21 protein-coding genes and 1 pseudogene are annotated in these 23641 nt (G+C 59.1%); 7 read left to right on the top strand and 15 right to left on the bottom strand.

Going from position 1 to position 23641, the window contains the following annotated elements:
* Positions 1–103 precede the first annotated feature (103 nt).
* From KUIN1_RS27275 to KUIN1_RS27220, 12 genes are all read right to left on the bottom strand, one after another.
* Complete coding sequence (locus KUIN1_RS27275) at positions 104–1084, bottom strand: SdiA-regulated domain-containing protein (RefSeq protein ID WP_103713850.1); 981 nt, start codon at positions 1082–1084, stop codon at positions 104–106.
* A 41-nt stretch (positions 1085–1125) separates the two neighbouring features.
* On the bottom strand, positions 1126–2655 hold the full coding sequence (locus tag KUIN1_RS27270) for an ArnT family glycosyltransferase (RefSeq protein ID WP_024651904.1): 1530 nt from the start codon (positions 2653–2655) through the stop codon (positions 1126–1128).
* Complete coding sequence (locus KUIN1_RS27265) at positions 2652–2936, bottom strand: lipid-A-disaccharide synthase N-terminal domain-containing protein (protein ID WP_003367870.1); 285 nt, start codon at positions 2934–2936, stop codon at positions 2652–2654. Before KUIN1_RS27265 ends, KUIN1_RS27270 begins: the two co-directional genes overlap by 4 nt.
* A complete protein-coding gene (locus tag KUIN1_RS27260) occupies positions 2933–3676 on the bottom strand; it encodes a glycosyltransferase family 2 protein (RefSeq protein ID WP_024651903.1) in 744 nt (247 codons plus the stop codon). The genes KUIN1_RS27265 and KUIN1_RS27260 overlap by 4 nt, the downstream gene beginning before the upstream one ends.
* Before the next feature lie 11 nt (positions 3677–3687).
* A complete protein-coding gene (locus KUIN1_RS27255) occupies positions 3688–4683 on the bottom strand; it encodes an NAD-dependent epimerase (RefSeq protein WP_003401393.1) in 996 nt (331 codons plus the stop codon).
* Positions 4680–6008, bottom strand: coding sequence for a UDP-glucose dehydrogenase family protein (locus tag KUIN1_RS27250; RefSeq protein WP_024651902.1), 1329 nt, complete (start codon positions 6006–6008; stop codon positions 4680–4682). Before KUIN1_RS27250 ends, KUIN1_RS27255 begins: the two co-directional genes overlap by 4 nt.
* 184 nt (positions 6009–6192) lie before the next feature.
* Positions 6193–7236, bottom strand: coding sequence for a FecCD family ABC transporter permease (locus KUIN1_RS27245; RefSeq protein WP_054092694.1), 1044 nt, complete (start codon positions 7234–7236; stop codon positions 6193–6195).
* Positions 7233–8183: an ABC transporter substrate-binding protein gene (locus tag KUIN1_RS27240; protein WP_011269429.1), complete on the bottom strand. Its 951-nt coding sequence runs from the start codon at positions 8181–8183 to the stop codon at positions 7233–7235. The genes KUIN1_RS27245 and KUIN1_RS27240 overlap by 4 nt, the downstream gene beginning before the upstream one ends.
* A 1-nt stretch (position 8184) precedes the next feature.
* Entirely contained in the window at positions 8185–8964 is a 780-nt protein-coding gene (locus KUIN1_RS27235; protein WP_103713846.1) for an ABC transporter ATP-binding protein, read from the bottom strand.
* A 275-nt stretch (positions 8965–9239) separates the two neighbouring features.
* Positions 9240–9653, bottom strand: coding sequence for a VOC family protein (locus KUIN1_RS27230; RefSeq protein ID WP_024651901.1), 414 nt, complete (start codon positions 9651–9653; stop codon positions 9240–9242).
* Positions 9654–9812: 159 nt separating this feature from the next.
* Positions 9813–10760, bottom strand: a complete 948-nt coding sequence (locus tag KUIN1_RS27225) for a N5-glutamine methyltransferase family protein (RefSeq protein WP_024651900.1) — start codon at positions 10758–10760, stop codon at positions 9813–9815.
* Complete coding sequence (locus KUIN1_RS27220; protein WP_024640375.1) at positions 10757–12208, bottom strand: iron-containing redox enzyme family protein; 1452 nt, start codon at positions 12206–12208, stop codon at positions 10757–10759. The genes KUIN1_RS27225 and KUIN1_RS27220 overlap by 4 nt, the downstream gene beginning before the upstream one ends.
* Positions 12209–12542: 334 nt before the next feature.
* Between KUIN1_RS27220 and KUIN1_RS27215 the strand changes: the two genes are divergently transcribed.
* The gene (locus tag KUIN1_RS27215) at positions 12543–13061 is read left to right on the top strand and encodes a DUF4142 domain-containing protein (RefSeq protein ID WP_103713845.1); all 519 of its coding nucleotides are present in this window, start codon (positions 12543–12545) and stop codon (positions 13059–13061) included.
* Positions 13062–13129: 68 nt separating this feature from the next.
* Here the strand turns inward: KUIN1_RS27215 and KUIN1_RS27210 are convergent, their stop codons facing one another.
* The 3 genes from KUIN1_RS27210 to KUIN1_RS27200 all read right to left on the bottom strand — a co-directional run bounded on the left by KUIN1_RS27210 (position 13130) and on the right by KUIN1_RS27200 (position 14835).
* The gene (locus KUIN1_RS27210; RefSeq protein WP_011269425.1) at positions 13130–13627 is read right to left on the bottom strand and encodes a YciE/YciF ferroxidase family protein; all 498 of its coding nucleotides are present in this window, start codon (positions 13625–13627) and stop codon (positions 13130–13132) included.
* A 92-nt stretch (positions 13628–13719) separates the two neighbouring features.
* Positions 13720–13917 (bottom strand): hypothetical protein, encoded by a 198-nt coding sequence (locus tag KUIN1_RS27205; RefSeq protein ID WP_152092421.1) that lies wholly within the window; start codon positions 13915–13917, stop codon positions 13720–13722.
* Positions 13918–13953: 36 nt separating this feature from the next.
* On the bottom strand, positions 13954–14835 hold the full coding sequence (locus KUIN1_RS27200) for a manganese catalase family protein (RefSeq protein ID WP_011269424.1): 882 nt from the start codon (positions 14833–14835) through the stop codon (positions 13954–13956).
* Between the two features lie 427 nt (positions 14836–15262).
* Here KUIN1_RS27200 and KUIN1_RS27195 point away from each other — a divergent pair, with 427 nt between their 5' ends.
* From KUIN1_RS27195 to KUIN1_RS27170, 6 genes and pseudogenes are all read left to right on the top strand, one after another.
* Entirely contained in the window at positions 15263–15487 is a 225-nt protein-coding gene (locus tag KUIN1_RS27195; RefSeq protein WP_003316018.1) for a DUF6555 family protein, read from the top strand.
* Positions 15488–15913: 426 nt separating this feature from the next.
* Positions 15914–17944, top strand: coding sequence for a methyl-accepting chemotaxis protein (locus KUIN1_RS27190; RefSeq protein WP_024640378.1), 2031 nt, complete (start codon positions 15914–15916; stop codon positions 17942–17944).
* Positions 17945–18125: 181 nt separating this feature from the next.
* A pseudogene (locus KUIN1_RS28895) lies at positions 18126–19145 on the top strand (methyl-accepting chemotaxis protein); the annotation flags it as partial.
* A gap of 39 nt (positions 19146–19184) precedes the next feature.
* Positions 19185–20048: a methyl-accepting chemotaxis protein gene (locus KUIN1_RS28890; protein WP_371136417.1), complete on the top strand. Its 864-nt coding sequence runs from the start codon at positions 19185–19187 to the stop codon at positions 20046–20048.
* A 468-nt stretch (positions 20049–20516) separates the two neighbouring features.
* On the top strand, positions 20517–22271 hold the full coding sequence (locus KUIN1_RS27175; protein WP_024651895.1) for an ABC transporter permease: 1755 nt from the start codon (positions 20517–20519) through the stop codon (positions 22269–22271).
* A 22-nt stretch (positions 22272–22293) separates the two neighbouring features.
* Entirely contained in the window at positions 22294–23598 is a 1305-nt protein-coding gene (locus KUIN1_RS27170; protein WP_024640682.1) for an ABC transporter ATP-binding protein, read from the top strand.
* The last annotated feature ends 43 nt before the right edge of the window (positions 23599–23641 follow it).

Genomic DNA, 23641 nt, shown 5'->3' with positions numbered 1-23641 from the left:
TCCTGAGCAACTCGCACATTTTTCCGAATTCCATTAGCTCTCCCAAAAAAGACCCTACCCCCACTCCCCGAAAGTCACCCTCAAGGCCTGGTTTCTTCACTACCTATTCCGGCACTTTCGAAAACTTGTAAAACAGATTCGGCTCGCTCACGACGTACAGGTTGCCTGCGCGATCCATGGTCAGGCCTTCGGGTTGGGGGGCGCTGTGCTTGAGGTCGGAGAAGGTACCCAGCAGTGATCGAATGCTGACGAATCGTCCTTTGCTGTCCAGTTCTGTGATCGAGCGCGACTGGTCGCTGAGCAGCAGTAAATGGCTGGTTCGCGGGTCGTAGTAGCCGTCTGAAAGGTCGCGTGCAGCGACACTTTTCGTGATCCAGTCCAGCCGGTCGGCAACTTTGATCTGCAAGTGGCCTTGATCGATGGAGCGCAGGACGCCGGAAACCTCGAACATCTGCCGTGGATCGCGTTCCTTGATCGCGAACAGGCGGTCGTTGGCGGGATCGTAGGTCACGCCTTCGAATCCCTTGTTATGAATGCTGGGGTTGATCAGTAGCGCAATGAACTGAGCTTCCTCGACGTGGATGGGGCGTGCCTGCGTCGGCAACGTGATGATGTCCAGTTGCTGGAGATCTTCATCGCACAGCACGATGCGACCGTTGCCCAGATAAGCCACACCCTCTGTGTCGTCGAAACCGATCAGTGGGTAGCGGTCGATTATGTCGCCGTTCGTGTTCAGCGCCAGCAGTTGCATGGGGCCTTTGTTGGTCACTGCCAGCAGTCGGTCATTGTCGTAGTCGTAGGTGATCCCGGAGATATTGGCGACGTCCGGGGCAAGTGGTTTGGCGTCGATAACCACCTGGAAATCCGGCAGCCAGATATTCTTGTCGGCTGCCGTATTGCCCTTTAACCAGGTGCGACCGTACTGGTACAGCTGTTGGTGGACCTGAAAGTGTGTCGACACGGCATAGGCCAGGATCAGCAGCCCGAGAGCAGCTGCACTCAACACGAGTTGTGCGAGTGATACCTGCCTTCGAGCGACGTTCGACCACGTCAGGCGCTTTGCCTTGATCGTTTCCAGCTGCATGGCTTCAGGCACTCCCGCGTGTTGGGTGGCTGGGCGGGGGATTAATCAACATTCTGCTGCCAGGCGAAGCGATAGGCCTGCATAGGGCGTTGCGGTTTACACCGGCCATTGTCGGCATCGGCATCGACGATGAACCAGTCAGCTCTGGAGGTCTGGCCCAGCGGCCGGGCTTTTTCCGGCAAGAAGCAATTGGCCAGTTGCTCGCCTGGCACCAGCGCAAAGGTGCCGGGGTGTTCTCTTAGCCAGCGGGCGGCCTGTTCGGTTGCCGACGGCTTGGCAAAACCGAAATGCACAATGGGTTGGCGTGCATAGAGCCAGTGCCCCTCGCGCCAGTTGACCAGCACCAGATCAGCACCTTGAGTGACGTAAGCGGCCTGTTCCATCAATTCCTTGTGTGGGTTTTGGCCTTCTATGACGGGTTCGACGAACCCTCTGGCGAACCACAGACCGAGCCAGATAACCACCACCACCGGGACGATTCGCCGAGCCCGTATGCGGTCATGGAACCAGCGTTTCAATAACCAGGGCAGCAAGGGGGCGGCTATCAGTACCAGGCCGGGCAGCGCCGGAAAGATGTAGATTTTGCGTTTGCCACTGGAGAGGCTGAAGAACAGCAGCACCAGCAACACCCACCCGAGCAGTACCAACACCCGGCCATCGTGCTTGCTCAACTGTCGGCGCCAGGCCGGGATCAGCCAGGGCAGCGCCAGCACCAGCGGCAGCCAATACTGCGGGATGACTTTGACGAAGAAATACCAGAAGGGCTCGCGATGGTCCCAGGCGCTGGCGTAGCGATTGGCGGTCTGGTGCAAGAGTATTTCCTGCACGTAGGCGAAGCCTTCCGGGCCGCCGTCACGCACGACCGAGATAATCATAGGCACCAGCCACAGGCAGCAGGCCAGCAATAACACCAGCAGACCCAGCGCCCAGCGCGCGGCCTGTCCAGGCATGGCCACGACACCTTGCCAACCTTTGCGCGCGGCATAGGCGTAAGGGATCAACATCAACGCGGGAACAAAACCGACGCCCTTGGTGATAATGCCCAGGCCCATCGCCGCACAGCTGAAATAGAACCAGCCCCAGGCCGGCCCGAGCAACACGTGGCGAACCAGGCCGTAGAAGCCCAGCGCAATCCACAGGCACAGAAAACTGTCGATCTGCCCGGTGCGCAGGATGCTGTAGGTCTGATAGGTGGCCAGGAACAGCAAGGCGGCGTACCGACCGATGCGTCGGTTCCACAGGCGGGTGCCCAGATCGTAGAGGACTGCGGTGGTCGCGCCTGCAGAGAGCAGCCCGGGCAGGTACAGCGCGATGTTCGGGCTGCCCGTCAGCCAAATGAAGAATGCCGTCGCCCACATGAACAGCGGCGGTTTGTCGGCATAAATCTGCGCGGCCCGGTGCGGGACGAACCATGAGCCGTTCTGCAGCATTTCCAGGGCGACGCCGAGAAAACGCTCTTCGTCCACGTTCTGCGGCAGACGCAAGCCCAGGCCGCCCCCGACCAGTAAAACGGCCAGCGCGACCAGTAGCCATCCCTCGAGGCGAGGCGAAAGGTGAGTTCGCACCGTCATTGCTCCTCAGGTGTCTTGGCCTGTCGGCTGATCAGCTGCAGGTTGCGCATGTACACCAGCAGGCCAAAGGCCTGGCCGGCGATGAAGACCGGGTCCTGTCGATAAATGGCGTAGGCCAGCAGGATCGTGCTGCCCAGCATGCTCAGGTACCAGAAGCCTACCGGGATGATGCTGCGCTTCTTGAATTCGCTGTACAGCCATTGCAGGACAAAGCGGCCGGTAAAAACCGCCTGCCCGACAAAGCCGAGGATCAGCCAGAAAGTCTCGTTGTCCGGCTTCATGGCCGCAGTTCCTGTGCCTGAACATCCAGGCGAGTCCGACGGATCAGCCACCAGACGCCGACCAGATCAAGAATGCCCACCAGCGCGCGGTCCAGGTTGCCGTACTTGGACACGCCAGCCTGGCGATGACGGTGGTTGACGGGGTGCGTGACCATACGGCCGTTATGTCGCTGAATCAGCGCTGGAATGAACCGGTGCATATGGTCGAAGTACGGCAGGCGCAGAAACGCGGCTCGCTCGATCAGTTTCAGGCCGCACCCGGTGTCTGGAGTCGCGTCCTTGAGAAGCCGGCTGCGCAGGCCGTTTGCAAAGCGCGAGGCCCAGCGTTTGCTGGCGGTATCGCGCCGATTCACCCGGTGACCGGCCACCAGCTGTATCGCCTCCGAGCCCGTTGCGTGAGCGCGTACCAGCGCCAACATACCTGGAATGTCCGCCGGGTCGTTCTGACCGTCACCGTCCAGGGTTGCCAGCCAGGAGCCGTTGGCTGCCAGTGCTGCGTGATAGACCGAGGTGCTCTGCCCGAGTGATCGCTCGTGGCGCAGGATCCGCAACATGGTCAGCCCGCTGTCCTTGAGGTGCGTCAGCACTTTCAAGGTGTCGTCTGTGCTGCCGTCGTCAACGACCAGTATCTCGTAGCGTTCCCCGTCCAGCGCTGTGCAAATTTCTTTTATCAGGCTGGGCAGGTTATCGGCTTCGTTTTTGGCCGGGATCACGACGGAGAGAAAAGTGGGCGTGGTCATGGAAGTCCTTGTTACTGAAGTGGCTCGCAGATCCGGGCCTGATAGTGCTCCCGATACCAGTCGACGAAGGCCCTGACGCCGGTGTCGACCGAGACCTGTGGTTGAAAGTCGATCCATTGGCTCAGCGCACTGACGTCAGCCCAGGTTTGCAGCACGTCGCCCGCCTGCAAGGGCAGGTAGCGCCTTTCCGCGCGCAGGCCTAGCGCGGCCTCCAGGCAATCGACGAACTCCAGCAGCTTGACGGGCTGACCCCGGCCGATGTTGAAGAGTCGATGGGGCGGCTCGCTGCCAACCGCATCGGGCGGCAGCAGACGCAGGCGCAGGATGCTTTCGACAATGTCGTCGATGTAGGTGAAGTCCCGCGCCATTTCGCCGTGGTTGTAGATATCCACAGGCTGGCCGGCCAGCATGGCTTTGGTGAACTTGAACAGCGCCATGTCCGGCCGGCCCCAGGGGCCGTAGACGGTGAAAAAGCGCAGCCCTGTGGCGCGCAGGCCGTACAAGTGGCAATAGCTGTAGGCGGTGAGTTCGTTGGCGCGCTTGGTGGCGGCATACAGGGACAGCGGCCGGTCGACCGCATCCTCGACCTGAAACGGCATGCGCGTATTGGCGCCGTAGACCGAGCTGCTCGACGCGTAGATCAGGTGCGCCGGTCGATACTGCCGACAGGCCTCGAGCACGTTGATAAAGCCGACCAGATTGGATTGGGCGTAAACATTCGGTTGTTCAAGCGAATAACGCACACCGGCCTGAGCCGCCAGATGAATGACCTGTTCGAAGCCATTTTGCGAGAAGAGCGCGGACAGCCCTTCGGCATCGGTGATGTCCAGCCTGTGGAACGTGAAACCTGGCAGGCGCTGGAGTAGGGCCAGGCGCGATTGTTTGAGCTCGACGCTGTAGTAATCGTTGAGGTTGTCGATGCCGACGACCTCCACACCGAGCTCGCACAGACGCTTGGCGACATGAAACCCGATGAACCCTGCAGCACCTGTCACCAGTACCGTCATGCCGGCGTCGCCTGGCCACGACCAATGCCGTAGTAGGTAAAGCCCGCCTCACGCAGCTGTAACGGGTCGAACAGGTTGCGGCCATCGAACACCACGCGATCACCGAGCTTTTCGCCGAGCGCGTCCAGATCCAGCACCCGGTAGTCCTGCCATTCGGTCACCACCACCAGAGCGTCTGCGCCTTCCAGTGCATCTTGCTTGCACTGCACCAGTTGCAGGTCGTTTCGCTCGCCGTAATGATGCCTGACCGCTTCTATTGCTTGAGGGTCGTGCGCTTGAACCCTGGCACCGGCTGCCCAGAGTGCTTTGAGCAGGGTATGGCTGGTTGCTTCGCGAATGTCATCGGTATTGGGCTTGAAGGCCAGTCCCCAGACAGCGAAGACCTTGCCCCTCAGATCACCGTGATAATGCGTGTGGATATTTTCGAACAGGCGGTGCTTCTGGCGGCGATTGACCTGTTCCACGGCGTTGAGCAACGCCGTCTCCACGCCGTGCTCGCTGGCCGTGCCGATCAGCGCCTGCAAGTCCTTGGGAAAGCATGAGCCACCGAAGCCGCAGCCCGGGTAAATGAAGTCATAACCGATACGAGGGTCGGAGCCGATGCCAAGCCGGACCTGTTCTATGTCAGCACCCACCTGTTCAGCCAGGTTGGCGATCTCGTTGATGAACGAAATCTTGGTCGCCAGCAGGCAGTTGGCAGCGTATTTGGACAGCTCTGCGCTGCGCGCATCCATGACCACAAACTTCTCGCGGTTGCGACTGAAGGGCTGATACAACTCGCGCATCTGCTCCAGCGCTCGCGGACTGGCCCCGCCGACAATAATGCGATCCGGACGCAGGCAATCACTGACTGCGCAGCCTTCCTTGAAAAACTCGGGGTTGCTGATCACTTCAAAGCCGTCATCGCATCGCGCACTGGCAGCGATCTCAGCGAGCAGGCGGTCAACGGTGCCCACTGGCGAGGTCGACTTGTTGACAATGATCGGGGCACTTTCGGCGTGTCTGATCACGCAGCGCAGTACGGCAAGCACCTGGCTCAGGTCCGCCTTGCCGTCGGCTTGCGCTGGCGTACCGACGGCGATGAAGACCAACTCTGCAAAGCGACTGGCGTGTACCTCATCGGTCGTGAAACTCAGTCTTTTGCAGTCCAGGCCGTTGCGCAGAAGTTCGCCAAGACCGGGTTCGAATATCGGACATATGCCTTCGCGAAGCGCATCAATGCGCTTGCTGTCGACATCCATGCAACAGACGGTATGGCCTACTTCAGCCAGACAGGCGGCAAGAGTAAGCCCCACATAACCGGTTCCGAACACTGTCACTTTCAAGTGCCGCTCCTTCCGCCTCATGACATGAATGGATGAGCCGGTTTGTTCTCAGGCGCCTCGGCAGCCTGAAATAACCAGCGCAAAATAAATGTCATAAAGGTGTTAAGGAACGATGACACGAGTTTGTCATGTAGTCGGAAGGGCCGCGGGCAGTCCTGTTTGCCCACGGCAAACACCTTGCCGATTACTGACCGCGCTTCATCATGAAAATGAAAAACAGCCCTCCCAACAAGGCGGTCGTAATGCCTATCGGCAGGTCTTCGGGGGCGATCAGCGTGCGGGAGATGACGTCGACCCAGACCATCAACAATGCGCCCAGAAGGGTGGCGACAGGCAACAGTCGTCGATGCTCCGAGCCCACCAGACGTCTGGCCATGTGCGGCACCATCAGGCCGACAAAACCGATGGAGCCGCACAGGGCGACCAGTACGCCGGTCATCAGTGAGGCGATCAGAAAAACCAGCAGGCGCATATTGCGCACTTGCAGGCCAAGGCTCACGGCGGTCTGGTCGCCGCCCATCAGCGCGTTCAGTGAACGACCCAGCCCTTGCAGCAGGATCCAACCGCATAGCACCGTGATAAACGGCACCGCAAGCAATTCCCAGCGGGCCAGACCCAGCCCGCCCAGCATCCAGAACAGCACCGAGGAACTGGCGCGGTGGTCGCCCAGAAACAACGACAGGTTGGCGATTGCCATCATCACGAAGGACACGGCCACACCGCCGAGCAGCAGGCGCTGGCTGTCCAGCCGGCCTTGGTGACTGGCCAGCCACAGCACCAGGCACAGGCTGACCAGCGAGCCGACAAAGGCGGCCAGTGGCAATGTCAGCATGCCAAACACTTCCCCCACATGCATGACCACGATCACGGCGCCAAGCGTGGCGCCCGAGGTCGCCCCCAGCAAATGCGGATCGGCCAGCGGATTACGGGTCGCGGCTTGCAGAACGCTGCCGATCAACGCCAGCCCTGCGCCTGCCAGCGCGCCCAGCAAGACGCGGGGCGTACGTATCAGCCAGACGATGGTTTCCTGTCCCGTTGTCCAGAGCGGTGGGTGTTCGGCAGTACCGGAGAGTTTGAACATCAGGATAGCCATCACCCGGCTCAAGGGCACAGGGGCCGCGCCGAAGGTGATGCACACCAGGCACGACGTCAGCAGCAAAAGCGTCAGAGCGATCAACAGGCCCAGGTAACGGCGCGGCCGTTCGGTCAGCCACTGCGCCAGCGTCATCGCTTCACGTCATGAAATGCCGCTGCAAGCGTCTCGATGGCCGTGACATTGTCGATGCCGGGCGTCACTGCCACATAGGGCAGCACGACATAACGCCGGTTGCGGATCGCGTCGACGGAGTGCAGTGCCGGATTGCTTTCAAGAAAGTGCTGCTTCTGCGCAGCGCTGACTTCGCCGTAGTCGACGATGACGATCACCTCGGGATTGCTTTGCACGACCGACTCCCAGTTGACGTGGGTCCAGCTGGCCGCTACATCGCCCATGACATTGCGGCCGCCTGCAGCGCTGATCAGCGCCTGGGGAATGGCCAGGCGCCCGGCGGTCATCGGCCGGTCTTCGCCGCTGTCGTACAGAAACACCTTGGGCGGCGATTTGCCTGCCACGCTGTTCTCGACGTCGCTCACGCTGCGGCGCATCTGCGCAACCAGCGTTTCGGCCCGGGTCTGCACGTCGAATATCCGGCCCAGATTGAGCAGGTCGTTGTAGACATCCTCCAGCGTCGCCTCGGCGCGGGGCATTATCTGGGCGCAGGACTCGGTCAGTTCATAGGCCTGAATGCCCAGCGGGGCCAGACTTTGCGGCGTGACATCGCCACCGACGCGCATGCCATAGTTCCAGCCGGCAAAATAGAAGTCGGCGTTGGCATTGAGCAGCGTTTCCAGAGACGGGTATTTACTGGACAGCTCGGGCAGTTTGCCCAGGTCGCGTAAGAGCGCCTGATCGGGTTTGTTCCAGCCGGTGATGCCACTGTAGCCGACCATGTGCGATTGCAAACCCAGGGCAACCATCATTTTGGTGAGGTTCACATCATTGCTGACCGCACGCTGCGGCGCAGCCGTGAACGTTACAGAGCGGTCGCAGCTTTGCACCGTGACGGGGTAGGCGGCATGCGCCATCGGGCTGCATAGCAACGCGGCCAAAGCCAGGCGGACGGACAGGCAGTTCATGTCAGGGTATCCAGGTGATGCGTGGGTAGTCACGCAGAGGGTGGCTGTCGACCAGCGCCTTGGCGCCGAACACACTGAGCAGCATTTCCGGGGTCAGCACCTCCCGGGGCGTGCCTTGGGCACTGAGCCGGCCGTGATGAACGACACACAGGCGATCACAGAATGCCGCCGCCAGGTTCAGGTCATGGATACTGGCCAGCGTGGCCATGCCGAGCTGTTTGACCAGCCCGAGCAATTCCAGTTGATGGCGCGGGTCGAGGTGGTTGGTGGGTTCGTCCAACACCATCAATCGGGGTTCTTGCACCAGCGCCCGCGCCAGCAGACAACGCTGCTTCTCGCCGCCGGAAAGTGTGTCGAACCGGTGCTGCTCATAGCCCGCCAGCCCGACGGCATTCAGCGCGTTTTGTACAATTGCGCGGTCGTGGTCACTGTCTGCGGCAAAGAACCCCTGATGAGGCGCGCGCCCCATGTTTGCCACATCCAGCAGCGTCAGGCCGAATGCATCGGGAAACTCCTGGGCAACCACTGCCACGTGCCGGGCACACCAGCGCGAGCTGCAGGACCAGATATCGCGGGCATTGATGGCGACCTTGCCGCTGTGCGGGCGGCTGTAGCGAAATGCGCAACGCAGCAGGCTGGTCTTGCCGCTGCCGTTGGGTCCGATCAGGCCGACGAACTCGCCTGCGGCGATCTGCAGGTCGATATCCTTCAAGGCAAAATGTTGGTGCGTGCAGACTGACGTCTGTTCCGGTGCCCACGCGAGGCGTTCCAGCGCCAGCATCAAACACGCGGGTCCACAGTGACGTGCCGCGAGTGCGGCTCACTGGGTATCCATTGCTGAGTATGCTGACCTCCCTGCAAGGCGTGCTTGGTGGTGACTGGAAAGGATTGGGGAACAGGGTTGATCATGGCGGCGGAAGATCGCTTGGGAAGGCTGCATTAAGAATCTTCAATCGTTATAACATAACATTTGAGGCGCGGCACACCCGCGTATCAATATTCGATTGCCCCGCTTTATTGACCCACCTTTGCAGAGCAACGTGTGACCTGAGCGATTCAATAAATCGCCCAGCAGCCCGGCGTCAGGAGTTCGACGAGATTTTCATCGGGGTCGCGGAAATAGACGCTCGATCCGCCTTTGGGCCATTCGGTGCGGCCTTCGATGGCGACGCTGGCCCTGGCAAGGCGATCCGCCCAGGCTTGCATCTCGTCGGCATTGATGGCGAAGCACACATGAATCCGGCCGTGTGCATCGTGGGGTGGTATCTCTCCGCCGCTCAGGTACTGCGTCTGCAACGAAGCGCCGCGCTTGAACAACAGCAGGGTGCTCACACCGCCGACGTTGAACGCCACCAATGTCGCGCTTTCGAACATCACTTCCAGTTCAAGGGTGTCGGAATAGAACTCCCTGGCGTTCGCCAGATCGTCTACGTAGAGGGCTGTTTCGATAATCCGGTTCAGGCGTGGCATGTGTCGTCATCCTTTTCGGTGTGCGACGAGCCTGCATCGATCAACAGCAGGGTGTTGATCGATGGCTCGTGGCAAGTTTCACCGGGATGCGGTCAGGCTGACCAATGCTTGGTTCTTATGCGCGTTATAAGCACGAACTATTGAAGATATTTCGGTGGGTCATGCGGGGCGTCGGGTGACCACCAGCTCCACCGCTGCAATACGGTCCACGTCTTCGTAACCCTCTTCAAGCAGCTCTTCGCCGAAGACATCCGGGTCCAGTTCGCGGTAGGTCCATGTCAGTGCCGCATGGTCGATATCGGCCTGCACCGCTTCGAAAAACGGATCGTGCTCGCCCACCATGGCCACGCCGGTGTAAAGCACCAGCGAGCCGCCCGGGGCCAGGCGGTCCAGTGACTCGCGCAGGATGCGCACAGACAGGTCTGCGCCCAGTGCATCACCTCCGTGGCGGTAGGCGCGGCGCTGGGTGTCTTTCATGTAGGGCGGGTTGGCGACGATCAGGTCGAAATTTCCGCTCAGGCCCGAGAGAATATCGCTGTGGCAGCACTCCATATTCTTCAGCCCGGCGACTGCCGCATTGGTCTGTGCGAAATGCAGTGCCTTGGGGTTGATGTCGACGGCATGAACCTGTGCCTGCGGACGGGCGACCGCGATCAACATGGCGCCGGCACCCGTGCCACAGCCGATGTCGACGGCGCGGTTGACCGGGTGCGACGTACCTTGCAGATGGCGATTGATGGACTGCGCGAAGCGGTAGGTATCCGGACCGAAAAACACCGAGTCTTCATCTGAGGTAGGAAACGCCGAATGCACCAGCAGCAGATCATCCAGGCTGGAAAATCTCACCCGGCTTTTCAAGCCGTCTTCCTTACGTTCCAGAATACCGGCAGCCAGCAACCCTTGAGCCTCCTCGACCGGCAGCATGGATTCCGGTATCAGCCGACTCCAGCCGAACACATCGCGCAGTGACGCGGCAGTACGATTTTCCGGGCGTTGATTGACGTGTTGATGAGTCAGGGGCGTGGGCGTGATAAAGCGATAGCCGCTGGTTTCAAGACGCTGCGCCAGGGCAATCAGCGCGGCGCTGTCGGGGAGGGGATGACTCATGCGTGGGCTCCTGTCATGCGCTCGGCCATGCTGTTCACAAACAGACGCGTCGCGTGCAGGCCGGCGGCGGTCGCGTGTCTTGCCGGCGACATGCTTTCGATCAACGTGGACATCTTCTCCGAGGCGGGCGCAGATTCCAGTTTCATGTGCAGTTCGCGCACGTCCGGGTCAGCGTCTGCCGAGGCAGGCACTGCAAGCGCGGGGGAGGGCTGAGCGCCATCTTGCAGGTTGCGGAAGCGCGAGCGAAAGGCTTCCGGAAGCCGTTTGCCAACCGTGGGCTGAGCGCTGCCATCCGACAGCCAGTCACCGGCGATCCAGTCGTGCACGAGTTGCTTTTCATAACCGTTGAAGACGCCGAACATCGGTGCGCCGGCGCCCTCGAACAGCTTCCAGAAGCGGCTGTGCAGAGGGTCTTCGTGACGCTTGATCCAGCCTCTGTTCTGCAGTACAGCAAGAAATTCCGGGATCTGATCGGGCTCGGCGAGCCATTCGTTGACAGTCTTGCCGTCGAGACGGCAGTAGTCGGAATGCATGTGCTGACCGAACGTGCGCTTGCGCTCGAGCATGGTGATCACTTCCTGCTCCAGGTCGAACGACTGGATCACCTGAGTTGAACCCATGCCCAGCTCATTGAGCCGGTAACCACTGGCGACACGACGGTAAAACTCGTCGCGTTCCTGGCCTACCGGCATCAGTTCAAGGACGCTCTGCGCAGCCTTGCGCGCATGACCGGTGCTGGCGTTATCGATCGTCACATGCAGGGTGAAGTAGTAAGGGTCAATGCCCAGTTCATTCAGCTCGAATGATGTGATGAGCAAGTGCAGCGGCAGCTGTTCATAACCCAGGTTGTAACCAATGACCTCGGGAAGGTACTGCTCGCTCAGTTGCCCCAGTGACAGCTGAATCGCTCCCTGCAGGTAAGCATCGTCTGCCAGTGGCGCGTTGGTATCGCAGTCGAGATCCGCCAGCAGTTTCCGGTACAGCGAGACATGATTCTGCGCCTGTTCGCCGTCACCGAGCTCTTCAAGATACGTACGAATCAGGCCGTGGAAGCGGTAGTCTGCCCAGCGCGGCAGCAATCCGTATAGCCAGGCGCCGTCGACCATTTTGGTCGGTGCGACCTGCTGAATGAAATACATCGCGTGCGCTTTGTTCTTGAAAAACCGTCTCGGTTTTCCTGCGCGGCGTTGCTCGAGATAGAGCGCATATTGATCAGCCACGACCCCTACGTTCTGCTCCATCCACTGTTCAAGCGCTTCAGGCTGGGCCGGAAGGTCGCAGTGTTCCCGCTCGGCCAGGGCCAGGCAGTGATTCAGAAACAGGACCGCATCGTGTTGATGTTCGGGAGCACGTTCATTCATCCATGATTGATAGACGGTTTTTGAACGGGCTTCTTCAACGACGGTTTTGACGACGGCATCGCCTGTCATCACTTGAAGAGACGTCATGAAAATCGTACCTCGGCAGTTGAACATCACGTTGACGCAGTCATTCGGGACTTTCTGTTTTTCTATGCAGCGTAGATAAGTGAGTGCCTCGGTACAGGGAAATTCAGCGTAATTTTCCGGGCGCCGATAGGTGGCGATCGTGCTTATTCCAGCGGGCGAAGGTTGCGCGGAAAAAATGCATTGCCGGTCGGGGTTTACATCCGCAACAGGTGACCGCGGCATCGGCGTATGCCGTGTCCGATCAAAAAGGCTGAACGCAGGTATTTGAAGCCGGTCGTAACGTTTATGTCATCGATAACGATGACGTATTCAGCCCATAAAAGGATGACCGAAAATGACCAATTATTTTCGCATGAGCGCCATTGCCGTTGTGCTTTCGCTAGGTTCGCAAATGGCTGTTGCTGCTCAGGACGCTGATGATTTCGTAGAAGATGCTTCTGCCAAAGGCATCGCCGAAGTTCAGGTTGGCAAGCTCGCACAGGATGAGAAAGGTGTCTCTGCAGATGTGAAGGAATTTGCAAAGCAGATGGTCACGGATCACACCGCTGCCAATGAGAAGCTGGCTGCAATCGCAAAAAGCAAGAACCTTGAAGTGTCCGAAGACCCTATGCTGATGGACAAAGCCAAGGCAATGATTCTGGAGATGCGCGAGAAGTCGTTCGACCAGGCTTATGCCAACAATCAGGTCTCCGCGCATGAGCAGGCGATCAAGCTGTACAAGGAAGAGGCCGAGAATGGCAAGGATCCAGATCTGAAGGCGTTTGCAAAGGCAACGCTGCCTACGCTGGAGAAGCATCTGGAGCATGCGAAAAAACTCGCTGCTGCGCATGGCGGTGATGCTGCCAAGAAGTAATTCCACTGGCCCGCATGACGGGACCTACACCCTGTAGACCGTCATGCGGCTGACGCAGTGAACCATGATTACTTTTTCGAAGTGGCCGCCTGGGTTCCGCCCTGTTCGGCGATCTCCGTGAGCTTTTCGTCTGCGCCTTTTTCTTCCGCCAACGTGGCACTCAATAGAGCGGCTGCCTCTTTCATATTTAAATGTCTGGCCATTGCGATGAGTGTGCCGTAACTGGCGATCTCGTAATGTTCGACCTTCTGGCATGCGCCGATCAACGCGGCATCGAGCACTGCACCTTTTTCGATCTCTTCCAGCAATTCCTTGCTTTCTTCGATCAGACCTTCCATGGCCGCGCACTTCATGCGTTTCAGCTTCAGACCAGCGCCTTCCACCAATTCATCGATACGATCGATCTGACCCTGAGTTTCTTCAAGATGAGCCTTGAAGGCTTCTGCCAGCAGTGGATTGGTCGAAGCGCGTGCCAGACGCGGGAGTGCTTTGGTAATTTGCTTTTCAGCGCTGTAAACGTCTGAAAGTTCGTGAATGAACAAATCTTCTATCGTCGTGCGAGTCATGTTCTTGCCCTTTTCAGCGAAGAGAGACTTGTCCACAGGCGAGCGGATTGCCTGCTGGCCTGTGGACAAGTCGGGTTTGATGCGCTGTGAGATCAGCGCCGTGGCAGGTTGTTTTCAAGCAGGGTTCCAACGCAGAAACCCTTGATCGCCATCACCACCTGGAAGCCTCGGCGTGCACGCAGCGCCTGGGCTTCGAAGGCACGAAGCCCTTTTACAAATACCGCGTCGCTCAAGGCGGTATCGAACTCGCCCTGCGGCGAAGGGGATGTGCTGGAGCGAAGTTTCTTCATGATTCCATTCTCCTGAACATAACAAGGGTTGCCGTTTCAGGCATCTTTGCCCTGGACCAGACCAGAACCCAGGTCCGCCCCGGTGATCGGGTTGGCGGCCGGGTCGGACTGGGTCCGTTCCTTCATCATTTCCAGCGCCTCGGTGTCCTTTTCATTGAGCGTGACCGAGGCCGTACCATCGCCGCCATCGACAGCCGCTTGTGGCGATTCCACATACTCCCAGTCGCCGCCTTGATTCCAGGCGCCGCGTACATTGGATTCGCCGGACATGTTGAAGTACTTGTTGGTGAATTCCGGCATGCCCGGCAGCTTGCCCTGCGGGAAGTTGGGCTGGATGGCGTGCAGGGCTTTTTCAAACGACAACTGGTGTGCGATTTCCCGAGTCATGAGAAAGCCCAGCGCTTCTTTAACGCCAGGGTCATCGGTCACGTTCATCAATCGCTCGTAAACAATCTTGGCTCTTGATTCTGCGGCGATGTTGGAACGGAAGTCCGCTGTTGGTTCGCCGATGGTATCGATATAAGCCGCTGTAAAAGGCACACCGGCAGAATTGGTCAGCGGCGCACCGGAGCCGTATAGCAGGCTGGTGATATGTGAGTCATTGCCATTACCGTTGATAGCGCGATACAACTCGCCTTCTTCTTCGATGCCTTCAGCCAATTGACCTTTGGCGCCCTTATTGAGCATGACAATAATGGAACCGACGATTTCAAGGTGGCTCAGTTCTTCGGTGGCGATATCCATCAGCAGGTCCTTACGGCCTGGATCTTCTTCACTCAACCCTTGAGTGAAGTAGCGGCCGGCGGCGGCCAGTTCACCCTGAGCCCCACCGAACTGCTCAAGCAGAAGGTTGGCCAGTCCAGGATTGGGTCTTGCTACGCGTACGGTATATTGAAGTCGCTTGTTATACATGAACATGTCGTATCCTCAGGCTTTGATCTCTCGGGAAGCGTCAACCCATGTGCATGGGCTCGATTCAACGCAGTCACAGGTTATGAGAGACTGAGGAGCACGATCGTTACTGCTAACTTTTTTAAAGAGGACCGACGGTGTTTAAACTGCCGTTCAATAGAATTTTATTATTCCCTATGCTGCGCTGAATGTCCGTTCATCGTGGCGGAGAAGCCTATTTTAACCGGCTCGGCGGCCGTCACTGTTTCCCGCTGAAAACAGCGTAAAAGTGCAGTTATAAACAAACTCTATCGCCAACTAAACCCTAGGGTTCAGTTATAAAGATACATCAGGTTATGGCTAAATGACATCATTTAAATGATGGCATTAATATTTTGAATTTTTTGAAACTGCTGTGATCTGTTTTGCGAGTCGACAAAGCAGGAGCACCACAATGGCTGATGAAAAACACTACCGTATCGATTACCTGCTGCATGGCAGTTACAAGACGTTCTACATAAGAGCAGGCGCCATGGACAATAAAGAGGCCTGGCACTGGGCTTCAGTGGATGCCGGGTTCGGTGCGATCCCCAAGTACCGTTCCGACCCGGTGCCGAAGCTGAGCAAGCCTCAGGCGGAAAAGCTCGGTTTGTCGAACGTGGAGTGGGCGAGGGCTTGAAGAGCCCTCGATCACCTCGATACGACACCTACCGTCGTGCGTCACGATGTCGCACGACGGTATTTCTCTTTTGCAAAGTCTACGGTCGCCAGACTGTCAGATGAACAGTTGTTTCCCGCCTGATTGACCTGAATGCCCTCATTCGAATCATGCCTGCCGCAAGCGTATTAGCGGTAAAGCGCTCTCGCCCGCCATTCGCCCGATGATCCTGACCTCACGTTAACCGTGGCCTGGTCGATAGCCCGAGTATCAGGCTATAGCACCCATTGAACTTCCTGACAGGCCACTGCTCTCAAGTGATGTCAATGTGCCTCCATCTGAATGGATGACCTCGTTCAGCACGGCATAGCTGCCCTGTACTACCCGTGATGCAAAGAAAGGAGCTTTTCCGCCCGGATCGGACACCCTAATTAAAAAGAGAACACTATGAACATTCTTTCGCCTGGTATCTACCTGACCAATCGCCTGCGTTTCCCTGCCAAGTTTGCCGTTTTAGCCATCATTATCGTTATCCCGCTGATCGTTCTCGGTCTTCGGGTTTTCAACAGCCTGAATGCAAGCATCGACACGGTCGCGCAAGAGCGCGTCGGCCGTGAATACCTGCAATTGACCACCCCCGTGCTGCGAACTTCCATGCTCCAGCGCGCGGCCAGTAACCGTCTGCTCGCCGGCGATGCCTCTGCCGCTCAGGATGTGATCAGCAATCGCGCTCAGCTCGAAACCGCTCTTGCCAATCTTGCCGACATGGACGCACGCCAAGGGCAGCAGCTGGAAACCGAGAACCGCGTACAGCGCCTGCGTGAAAGCACCCGCTCCCTGATGGACAGTATCAAGCCAGGCCTGTCGCAGGATGAAGTGTTCGCCCAGTGGAACGAGCAACTGGCCCAGACACTCAACTTTATCTACTACGTCTCGGCTACCTCGGGCATGGTGCTGGACGAAGATTACGCCTCGCTGTTTCTGATCGACCTGAGCACCATCCGTATGCCTCGGGAAATCAACGTCGCCGGTCAGATCCGCGGTATCACGGCAGGTTTGGTAACCGGTCAGGGGCTGAGTGTATCGATGCGCGGCTCGCTGGAAAGCCTGCTGAAGATCGAACTGCAATTTCGGGCGGAGCTGGAGCAAAGCATTCGACTGCTCAAGCGTCGTTCGCCAGAGCTGGCCGCGCGCATCAGTGACCCGATCACTGCCGCTACTGCAGCGATGGACAGCTTTCGCGGCGACCTGCACGCGTACGTAAAAGGCACAGAGTTTTCGGTGCAGCAGGGTCAGGCGCTGAGTGCGCGCGGCAACGTGGTTGTCTCGGGCCTCTACAAGGCTCAGGACGAAATTCAGACCGCGCTTCAGAATGAATTGAATACGCGCTACGACGCCCTGGTGCTGCAACGCGAAGTCGTGATTGCCATGTGCGTGATCATGGGTTTGTTGCTGCTCTACGCGTTCTGCAGCATCTACCGCGCCTTGCGCCTGACCATCGACAGCCTGCTGGGCGTTACCCGCCGTCTGGGCGAGGGCGATCTGAGTGCACGCGTAGCGGTCGTCAGCAAGGACGAAGTGGCGGATATCGCCAACGGCCTGAACCTGATGGCCGACGCCTTCGCCAGCTCCATCTCGCACATGGACCGCACCTCTTACGAACTGACGGATGTAGCGTCCCGGCTGGGCGCATCCATCGGCCTGGCCAAGCAGTCGATGAATGCGCAGCAGGCTGAAACGGAGCAAGTGGCGACCGCGATCAACGAGATGACCGCGAGCGTCGCCGATGTGGCGCAGAACACCGAAGGTGCTGCGCTGGCCGCCGATGAAGCGAATACTGCATCACGTAACGGCCTGCGCATCATGCACCAGGCACACTCGACCATTCAGGCGCTGGCCGAAGAAGTGGAACTCAGTGCCCAGAAGGTCCAGGCGCTGGCCCTGCACAGTCAGTCGATTGGTGGTGTTATCCAGGTCATCAGCACCATTGCCGATCAGACCAACCTGTTGGCCCTCAATGCCGCCATCGAAGCTGCACGGGCAGGTGAGCAGGGTCGCGGATTTGCCGTGGTGGCTGATGAAGTCCGCACGCTGGCTTCGCGCACTCAGGCGTCGACCGAAGAAATTCGCGGCATCATTCAGCAACTGCAAGGTGCGACCGACGCTGCCGTGCAGCAGATGCAGGCCGGGCAGCAGAAGGCTCATGCGTGCATCAGTGCCGCCAGCGATGCCTCGGGCAGCCTGTCGAGCATCAGTCAGGGCGTGGAGCGTATCGTCGAGATGAACACGCAGATCGCCAGTGCCGCCGTGCAGCAGCATGCGGTCTCCGAAGACATCAACCGCAATGTCATGGAGATTCGTAACAGCTCCGGGACGTTGATGCTGGGTATCGACAACAACGCGGTTACCGCCGATGAACTGGCGCGGGTCGCCAGCGACATGCGCAATGTCGTGGCGCGTTTCAAACTGATTGCCTGATTGAATCGGGGGCTGTTCAGCCCCCGATTTCCCTCCCGAATCGGCGCGCTCGCGCGGATTGCCTTTTTCCGATCAAGTTTTGCTCTTCTGCGGCCGATAGCTCTGGCGCGCGGGTTTGCTGTCCATAAAAACAAATCTCAGCTCTTTCGTTGCGCACAAAAAAGCATCTTCAGGAGATTTTATGAACAGCAGATTTGCGAATATCAGCGTCAACATGAAGTTGGCATTGGGCTTTGGGACCGTTCTTTTCTTCACGGCTGTCCTCGCCCTTGTTGGCTGGACCAGCCTCGACAAGCTCATCTATCGCACCGACCGCATCGGCGATATCACCAGGCTGAGTGACAACCTGACCAATCTGCGAGTCGCGCGTCTGCAATACATGCTGACTGACGGCGATGAAACCGCAGCACAGAATATGCAAAGCAAGCTGGATGTGTTCAAGGCACAGCAGCAATCACTGCTCATCAGCTTCAACAACCCGGTCAATCTCAAGCCGCTGCGCGAACTGGCCGATGTCACCCGCGACTATGAAGCATCCCTGAACAGCATGCGCGCCGTGTACCAGGCCGGTGCCAAAGTGCGCAACGAGATGACCGCCAATGGTACAGCGGCCATGCAGGCCGTCGAGTCGTTGAACAATGCCGTCCTGCAGATAGATCCTGCTGACCCGGCACGCTTCGATCTGGCCCAGTTGGCGAACAGCGCCCGGCAAGACCTGGTTCTGGTGCGTTATGAAGTGCGTGGCTATACCGGCAATCCGAATGACAAGACCGAGACAGCAGCCTTCCAGCAACTGGATAGCGCGATCAGTCATCTGGACAGGTTCAAGGCCGCTTTTGGTCCTGCCAACCGCGAACAGATCGCACAGTTTGAAAGCGCTTTACGCAATTACCGCAGCTCGGTCGATGCCTTCAAGGCAACCACTCAGACAGCAGCGAGCGTGCGCAAGGATCTGACCACCCAGGGTGCGACCATCGTCAAGCTGGGCGACGAGTTGTACGGCCTGCAGATGCAGATGGGCAAGGAAGACACCGCTCACGCGCGCAGCCTGCAGATAGGTTGTGTGGTGTTGGTCATGCTTCTGGGCATACTTGCCGCGGTGATCATCACGCGTCAGATCACCCGGCCATTGCGCGATACGCTGGCCATCGTCGAGAGTATTGCGTCCGGCGACCTGACGCATACCGAAGCGGTCACCCGACGCGATGAGCTGGGCGTCTTGCAGCAAGGCATCCAGCGCATGGGGACAACCCTGCGCGAACTTATCTCCGGTATACGCGATGGCGTCACACAGATTGCCAGCGCGGCTGAAGAGCTGTCGGCAGTTACCGAGCAGACCAGTGCAGGGGTCAACAGTCAGAAGGTCGAGACCGACCAGGTGGCCACCGCCATGCATGAAATGTCGGCGACGGTGCACGAAGTGGCGCGCAATGCCGAGCAGGCTTCCGTGGCGGCTTCCGATGCCGACCAGCAGGCGCGCGACGGCGATAAGGTCGTCGGCGAAGCCATCCAGCAGATCGAGCGACTGGCCGCCGAAGTGGTTCGCTCATCTGACGCAATGAACGTGCTGGAGCAGGACAGTGACAAGATCGGCAAGGTCATGGATGTGATCAAGGCGGTCGCCGAGCAGACCAACCTGCTGGCCCTCAATGCTGCTATCGAAGCAGCACGTGCCGGGGAAGCCGGCCGGGGTTTTGCCGTGGTCGCCGACGAAGTTCGCGGCCTGGCGCAGCGTACCCAGCAGTCCACCGAAGAAATCGAAGGGCTGGTGGCTGCATTGCAGAACGGCACGCGTCAGGTGTCGGGCATCATGCTTGGCAGCCGCACCCTGACAGACAGCAGTGTCGAGCTGACGCGCAGGGCCGGTACGTCGCTGGAAAGCATCACCCGGACCGTCTCGAGCATTCAGGCGATGAACCAGCAGATCGCTGCCGCTGCCGAACAGCAAAGCTCGGTGGCCGACGAAATCAGCCGCAGCATCGTCAACGTTCGCGATGTATCCGAACAGACCGCCGAAGCCAGCGAAGAAACCGCAGCCTCCAGCGTCGAGCTGGCACGCCTCGGTGGCCAGCTGCAGATGATGGTCAGCCACTTCCGGGTGTGATCCACCTGACGTTCGTGCCCACGCGGAGCAGCCGGACATCTGTCGTGCCGCACGCTCCCGCGTGGGAACGCAGTTCGTGACGCTCCGCGTCACAGCTCCAGGCCGCACCGCTTTCTCAGGTGAGGACGCAGAGCGTCCGGAACGGCATGCGACGCGGAGCGTCGCACGATAGTCGAGATTATCGTTCCTCACGCTACAGCATGGGCACGATAATGTTCTTTTGTACAACGCTTAACTGGCCTGAACAACAGAGCCACCGTTATATAACTATACGTTGGTATATATCACTGATACTGACAGATAAACATGAGCTACTTATGCAGGTTTCTACTGTTGATCGAAACGCTATAAGCTTTACCTCACTGTACGGCAACTATTAACTCACGGCCTTTATCTGTTATCGCTGACTGCCTGTTTGCTTATTAAAGCGGGTGGGTCTGCGCCTGCGCGGCCGGCTCGAGGTGAGCAATGCATTCGATATTTGAATTCGGTAAAAGCCTGCGGACGCCCCGTTTCGTCAAACCCGGTGCACGCACGCCTTATTGGGCCGATGGTATTTGCCTGGCCATCCTGACTCTGTTCATTGGCCTGTTCATCTATGGCCTTGGCCAGATGATGCAGCCGTTGGCGGTGCTTAATTCAAGCCCCATGAGCCTCGATCCGGCGCGCCTGCCCGAATATGCATTGCGCACTACAATGCGTATGTTCATCGCGCTGGCCGCTTCGTTGATCTTTACCTTTGTCGTCGCCACGCTGGCAGCCAAAAGTCGCAAGGCCGAGCAGGTGATCATCCCGGCGCTGGATATTCTTCAGTCGGTACCGGTGCTGGGTTTTCTGACGTTCACCGTGACCTTCTTCATGGGCCTGTTTCCCGGTCGGCAGATGGGCGTTGAATGCGCAGCGATCTTTGCCATCTTCACCAGCCAGGCCTGGAATCTCGCCTTCAGTTTCTATCAGTCACTGCGTACTGTGCCCAGTGACCTGAATGAAGTCAGCCGTCAGTTCGGGCTGTCTGCAGTACTGCGCTTTACACGCCTGGAACTGCCGTTCGCCATACCGGGGCTGGTGTGGAACATGATGATGTCGATGTCCGGCGGCTGGTTTTTCGTGGTCGCCTGCGAGGCCATTTCGGTCGGCGATACCACGGTCAATCTGCCGGGCATCGGTTCCTGGCTGGCGCTGGCCATCGAGCAGAAAAACCTGGCTGCGATTGCCTGGGCAGTGGGCGCAATGGCGCTGGTGATTCTGGCCTATGACCAATTGCTGTTCAGGCCGATCGTCGCCTGGGCGGACAAATTCCGCTTCGAGCAAACCGCATCGTCGAAGCGTCCGCGCTCGTGGATGTACAGCGTGCTGGGCCGCTCCCGTGTCGCACCGATGCTGAGCTCGGTCCTGGCTGCACCGTGGAAATGCCTGATGCTGATCGACGGGCGCGTGATCTCCCGGCTGTGGAAAGTGAAGCTCACCCCAGGCGTCGCCCGCGTGCTCGACTACGCGTGGCTGGGTCTGGTCATGGCCGCCTGCCTGGCCGGCAGCGTGTACCTGTTCAGGTTCATCGAGGCGTCACTGGGCGCCAGCGATATGGTTACTGCCTTTGGTCTGGGCCTGGCGACGATGGTGCGCGTGATCGTATTGATCGTCGTCGCCAGCCTGATCTGGGTGCCTGTCGGTATCTGGATCGGCCTGCGTCCGGTCTGGGCTGAACGCTTGCAGCCAATCGCGCAGTTCATGGCGGCGTTCCCGGCCAACGTTCTGTTCCCTTTTGCGGTGATCGCAATTGTCGGCCTGCACCTGAACCCGGACATCTGGCTGTCGCCGCTGATGGTGCTCGGCACCCAGTGGTACATCCTGTTCAACGTGATCGCCGGGGCCAGTGCCTTGCCGACTGACCTGCGCGAAGCGGCGACCATGTTCAACATGCGTGGCTGGCAATGGTGGCGGCGTGTCGCGCTGCCCGGCGTGTTTCCCTACTACATCACCGGGGCGCTGACCGCGTCGGGTGGTTCGTGGAACGCCAGTATCGTCGCCGAAGCGGTGTCTTGGGGCGATCAGCATCTGGAAGCGGCAGGCCTGGGGTCATACATCGCCAATGCGACCCAGGCGGGCGACTTTCCACGCGTCGCGCTGGGCATCGTGGTCATGTCGGTCTTCGTGATTGCGTTCAACCGGTTGCTGTGGCGCCCGCTGTACGGGTTTGCCGAGCGACGTCTGAGTCTTGTCTGATCTTGTGTAAGGGGAGGGCGCCATCATGATGGCTGTCGAAACGCGTTGCCTGGTAGATGTTCAAAAGGTCCGACATGTGTACGGCAAAGGCAGCAAAGAGCGCCTGGTGCTGGATGACGTGACCCTGACGCTCAACGAGAACGAAATAGTGGGCCTGCTGGGCCGGTCCGGTTCGGGCAAGTCGACCCTGTTGCGCTCCATCGCCGGGCTGGTGGTGCCCACCGAAGGTGAGGTGAATTTCCCGCGCCGTGCGCAAGGGCGGGCGATGTCGGTGGGCATGGTGTTCCAAAGCTTTGCGCTGTTTCCCTGGCTGACCGTGCTGGAAAACGTCGAAGTCGGCCTCGAAGCGCAACGTGTGCCCGCCGCGGTCCGCCGCAAGCGCGCACTGGCGGCGATTGATCTGATCGGCCTGGACGGTTTCGAGAGCGCCTACCCCAAGGAGCTTTCCGGGGGGATGCGCCAGCGGGTGGGCATGGCGCGCGCGCTGGTCATCGATCCTGACGTGCTGTTGATGGACGAACCGTTTTCCGCGCTCGACGTGCTCACCGCCGAAACCCTGCGCACTGACTTGCTGGACATGTGGAGCGAAGGGCGCATGCCCATCAAGTCGATCCTGATGGTGACGCACAACATCGCCGAAGCCGTGCTGATGTGCGACCGCATCCTGCTGTTCTCCTCCAATCCTGGGCGGGTGATCAGCGAGATCAAGGTCGATCTGCCCCAGCCACGTAACCGCCAGGACCCGATCTTTCGGGCGCTGGTGGAAGAAATCTACGTGCTGATGACCCAGGACAACGACGCCGGCGAAATCCGTCAGGGCGTGTTTCCGGGCACCGGGCTGGGGATGGTGTTGCCACAGGTTTCCACCAACGCACTGGCCGGGCTGATCGAGGCGATTCACGCGCCGCCCTATAGCCTGAAAGCCGATCTGCCGGAGCTGGCCGCGGCGCTGCACTACAACGCCGACGAGCTGTTCCCGATTGCCGAGGTGCTGCAACTATTGCGCTTCGCTGAACTGAAGGGCGGCGACATTCGCCTGCTGCCTGCCGCCAATCGCTATGCGCTGGCGGATGTCGACGAGCGCAAGCAACTGTTCGCCCAGCACCTGCTGAGCTTCGTGCCGCTGGTGGCGCATATCCGTCGAGTGCTGGATGATCGTCCCACGCACACGGCACCGGCACGGCGCTTTCGTGATCAACTCGAAGACTTCATGTCCGAAAGCGACGCCATGCAGACCCTCAATGCAGTGATTCAATGGGGGCGCTACGCGGAGTTGTTTGCCTATGACGAACTGGCCGATCAGTTCAGCCTGGACAACCCGTCCTGAGGTTTGTAGGACATACTCAACGGGCCTTTTGCAACCAGCGGGA

Source organism: Pseudomonas sp. KUIN-1 (assembly GCF_009176725.1).
In the GTDB taxonomy this organism is placed as follows: domain Bacteria; phylum Pseudomonadota; class Gammaproteobacteria; order Pseudomonadales; family Pseudomonadaceae; genus Aquipseudomonas; species Aquipseudomonas fragariae.
Note: the sequence above shows the minus strand (reverse complement) of the source record. Positions and strands in the feature narration are given on the sequence as shown.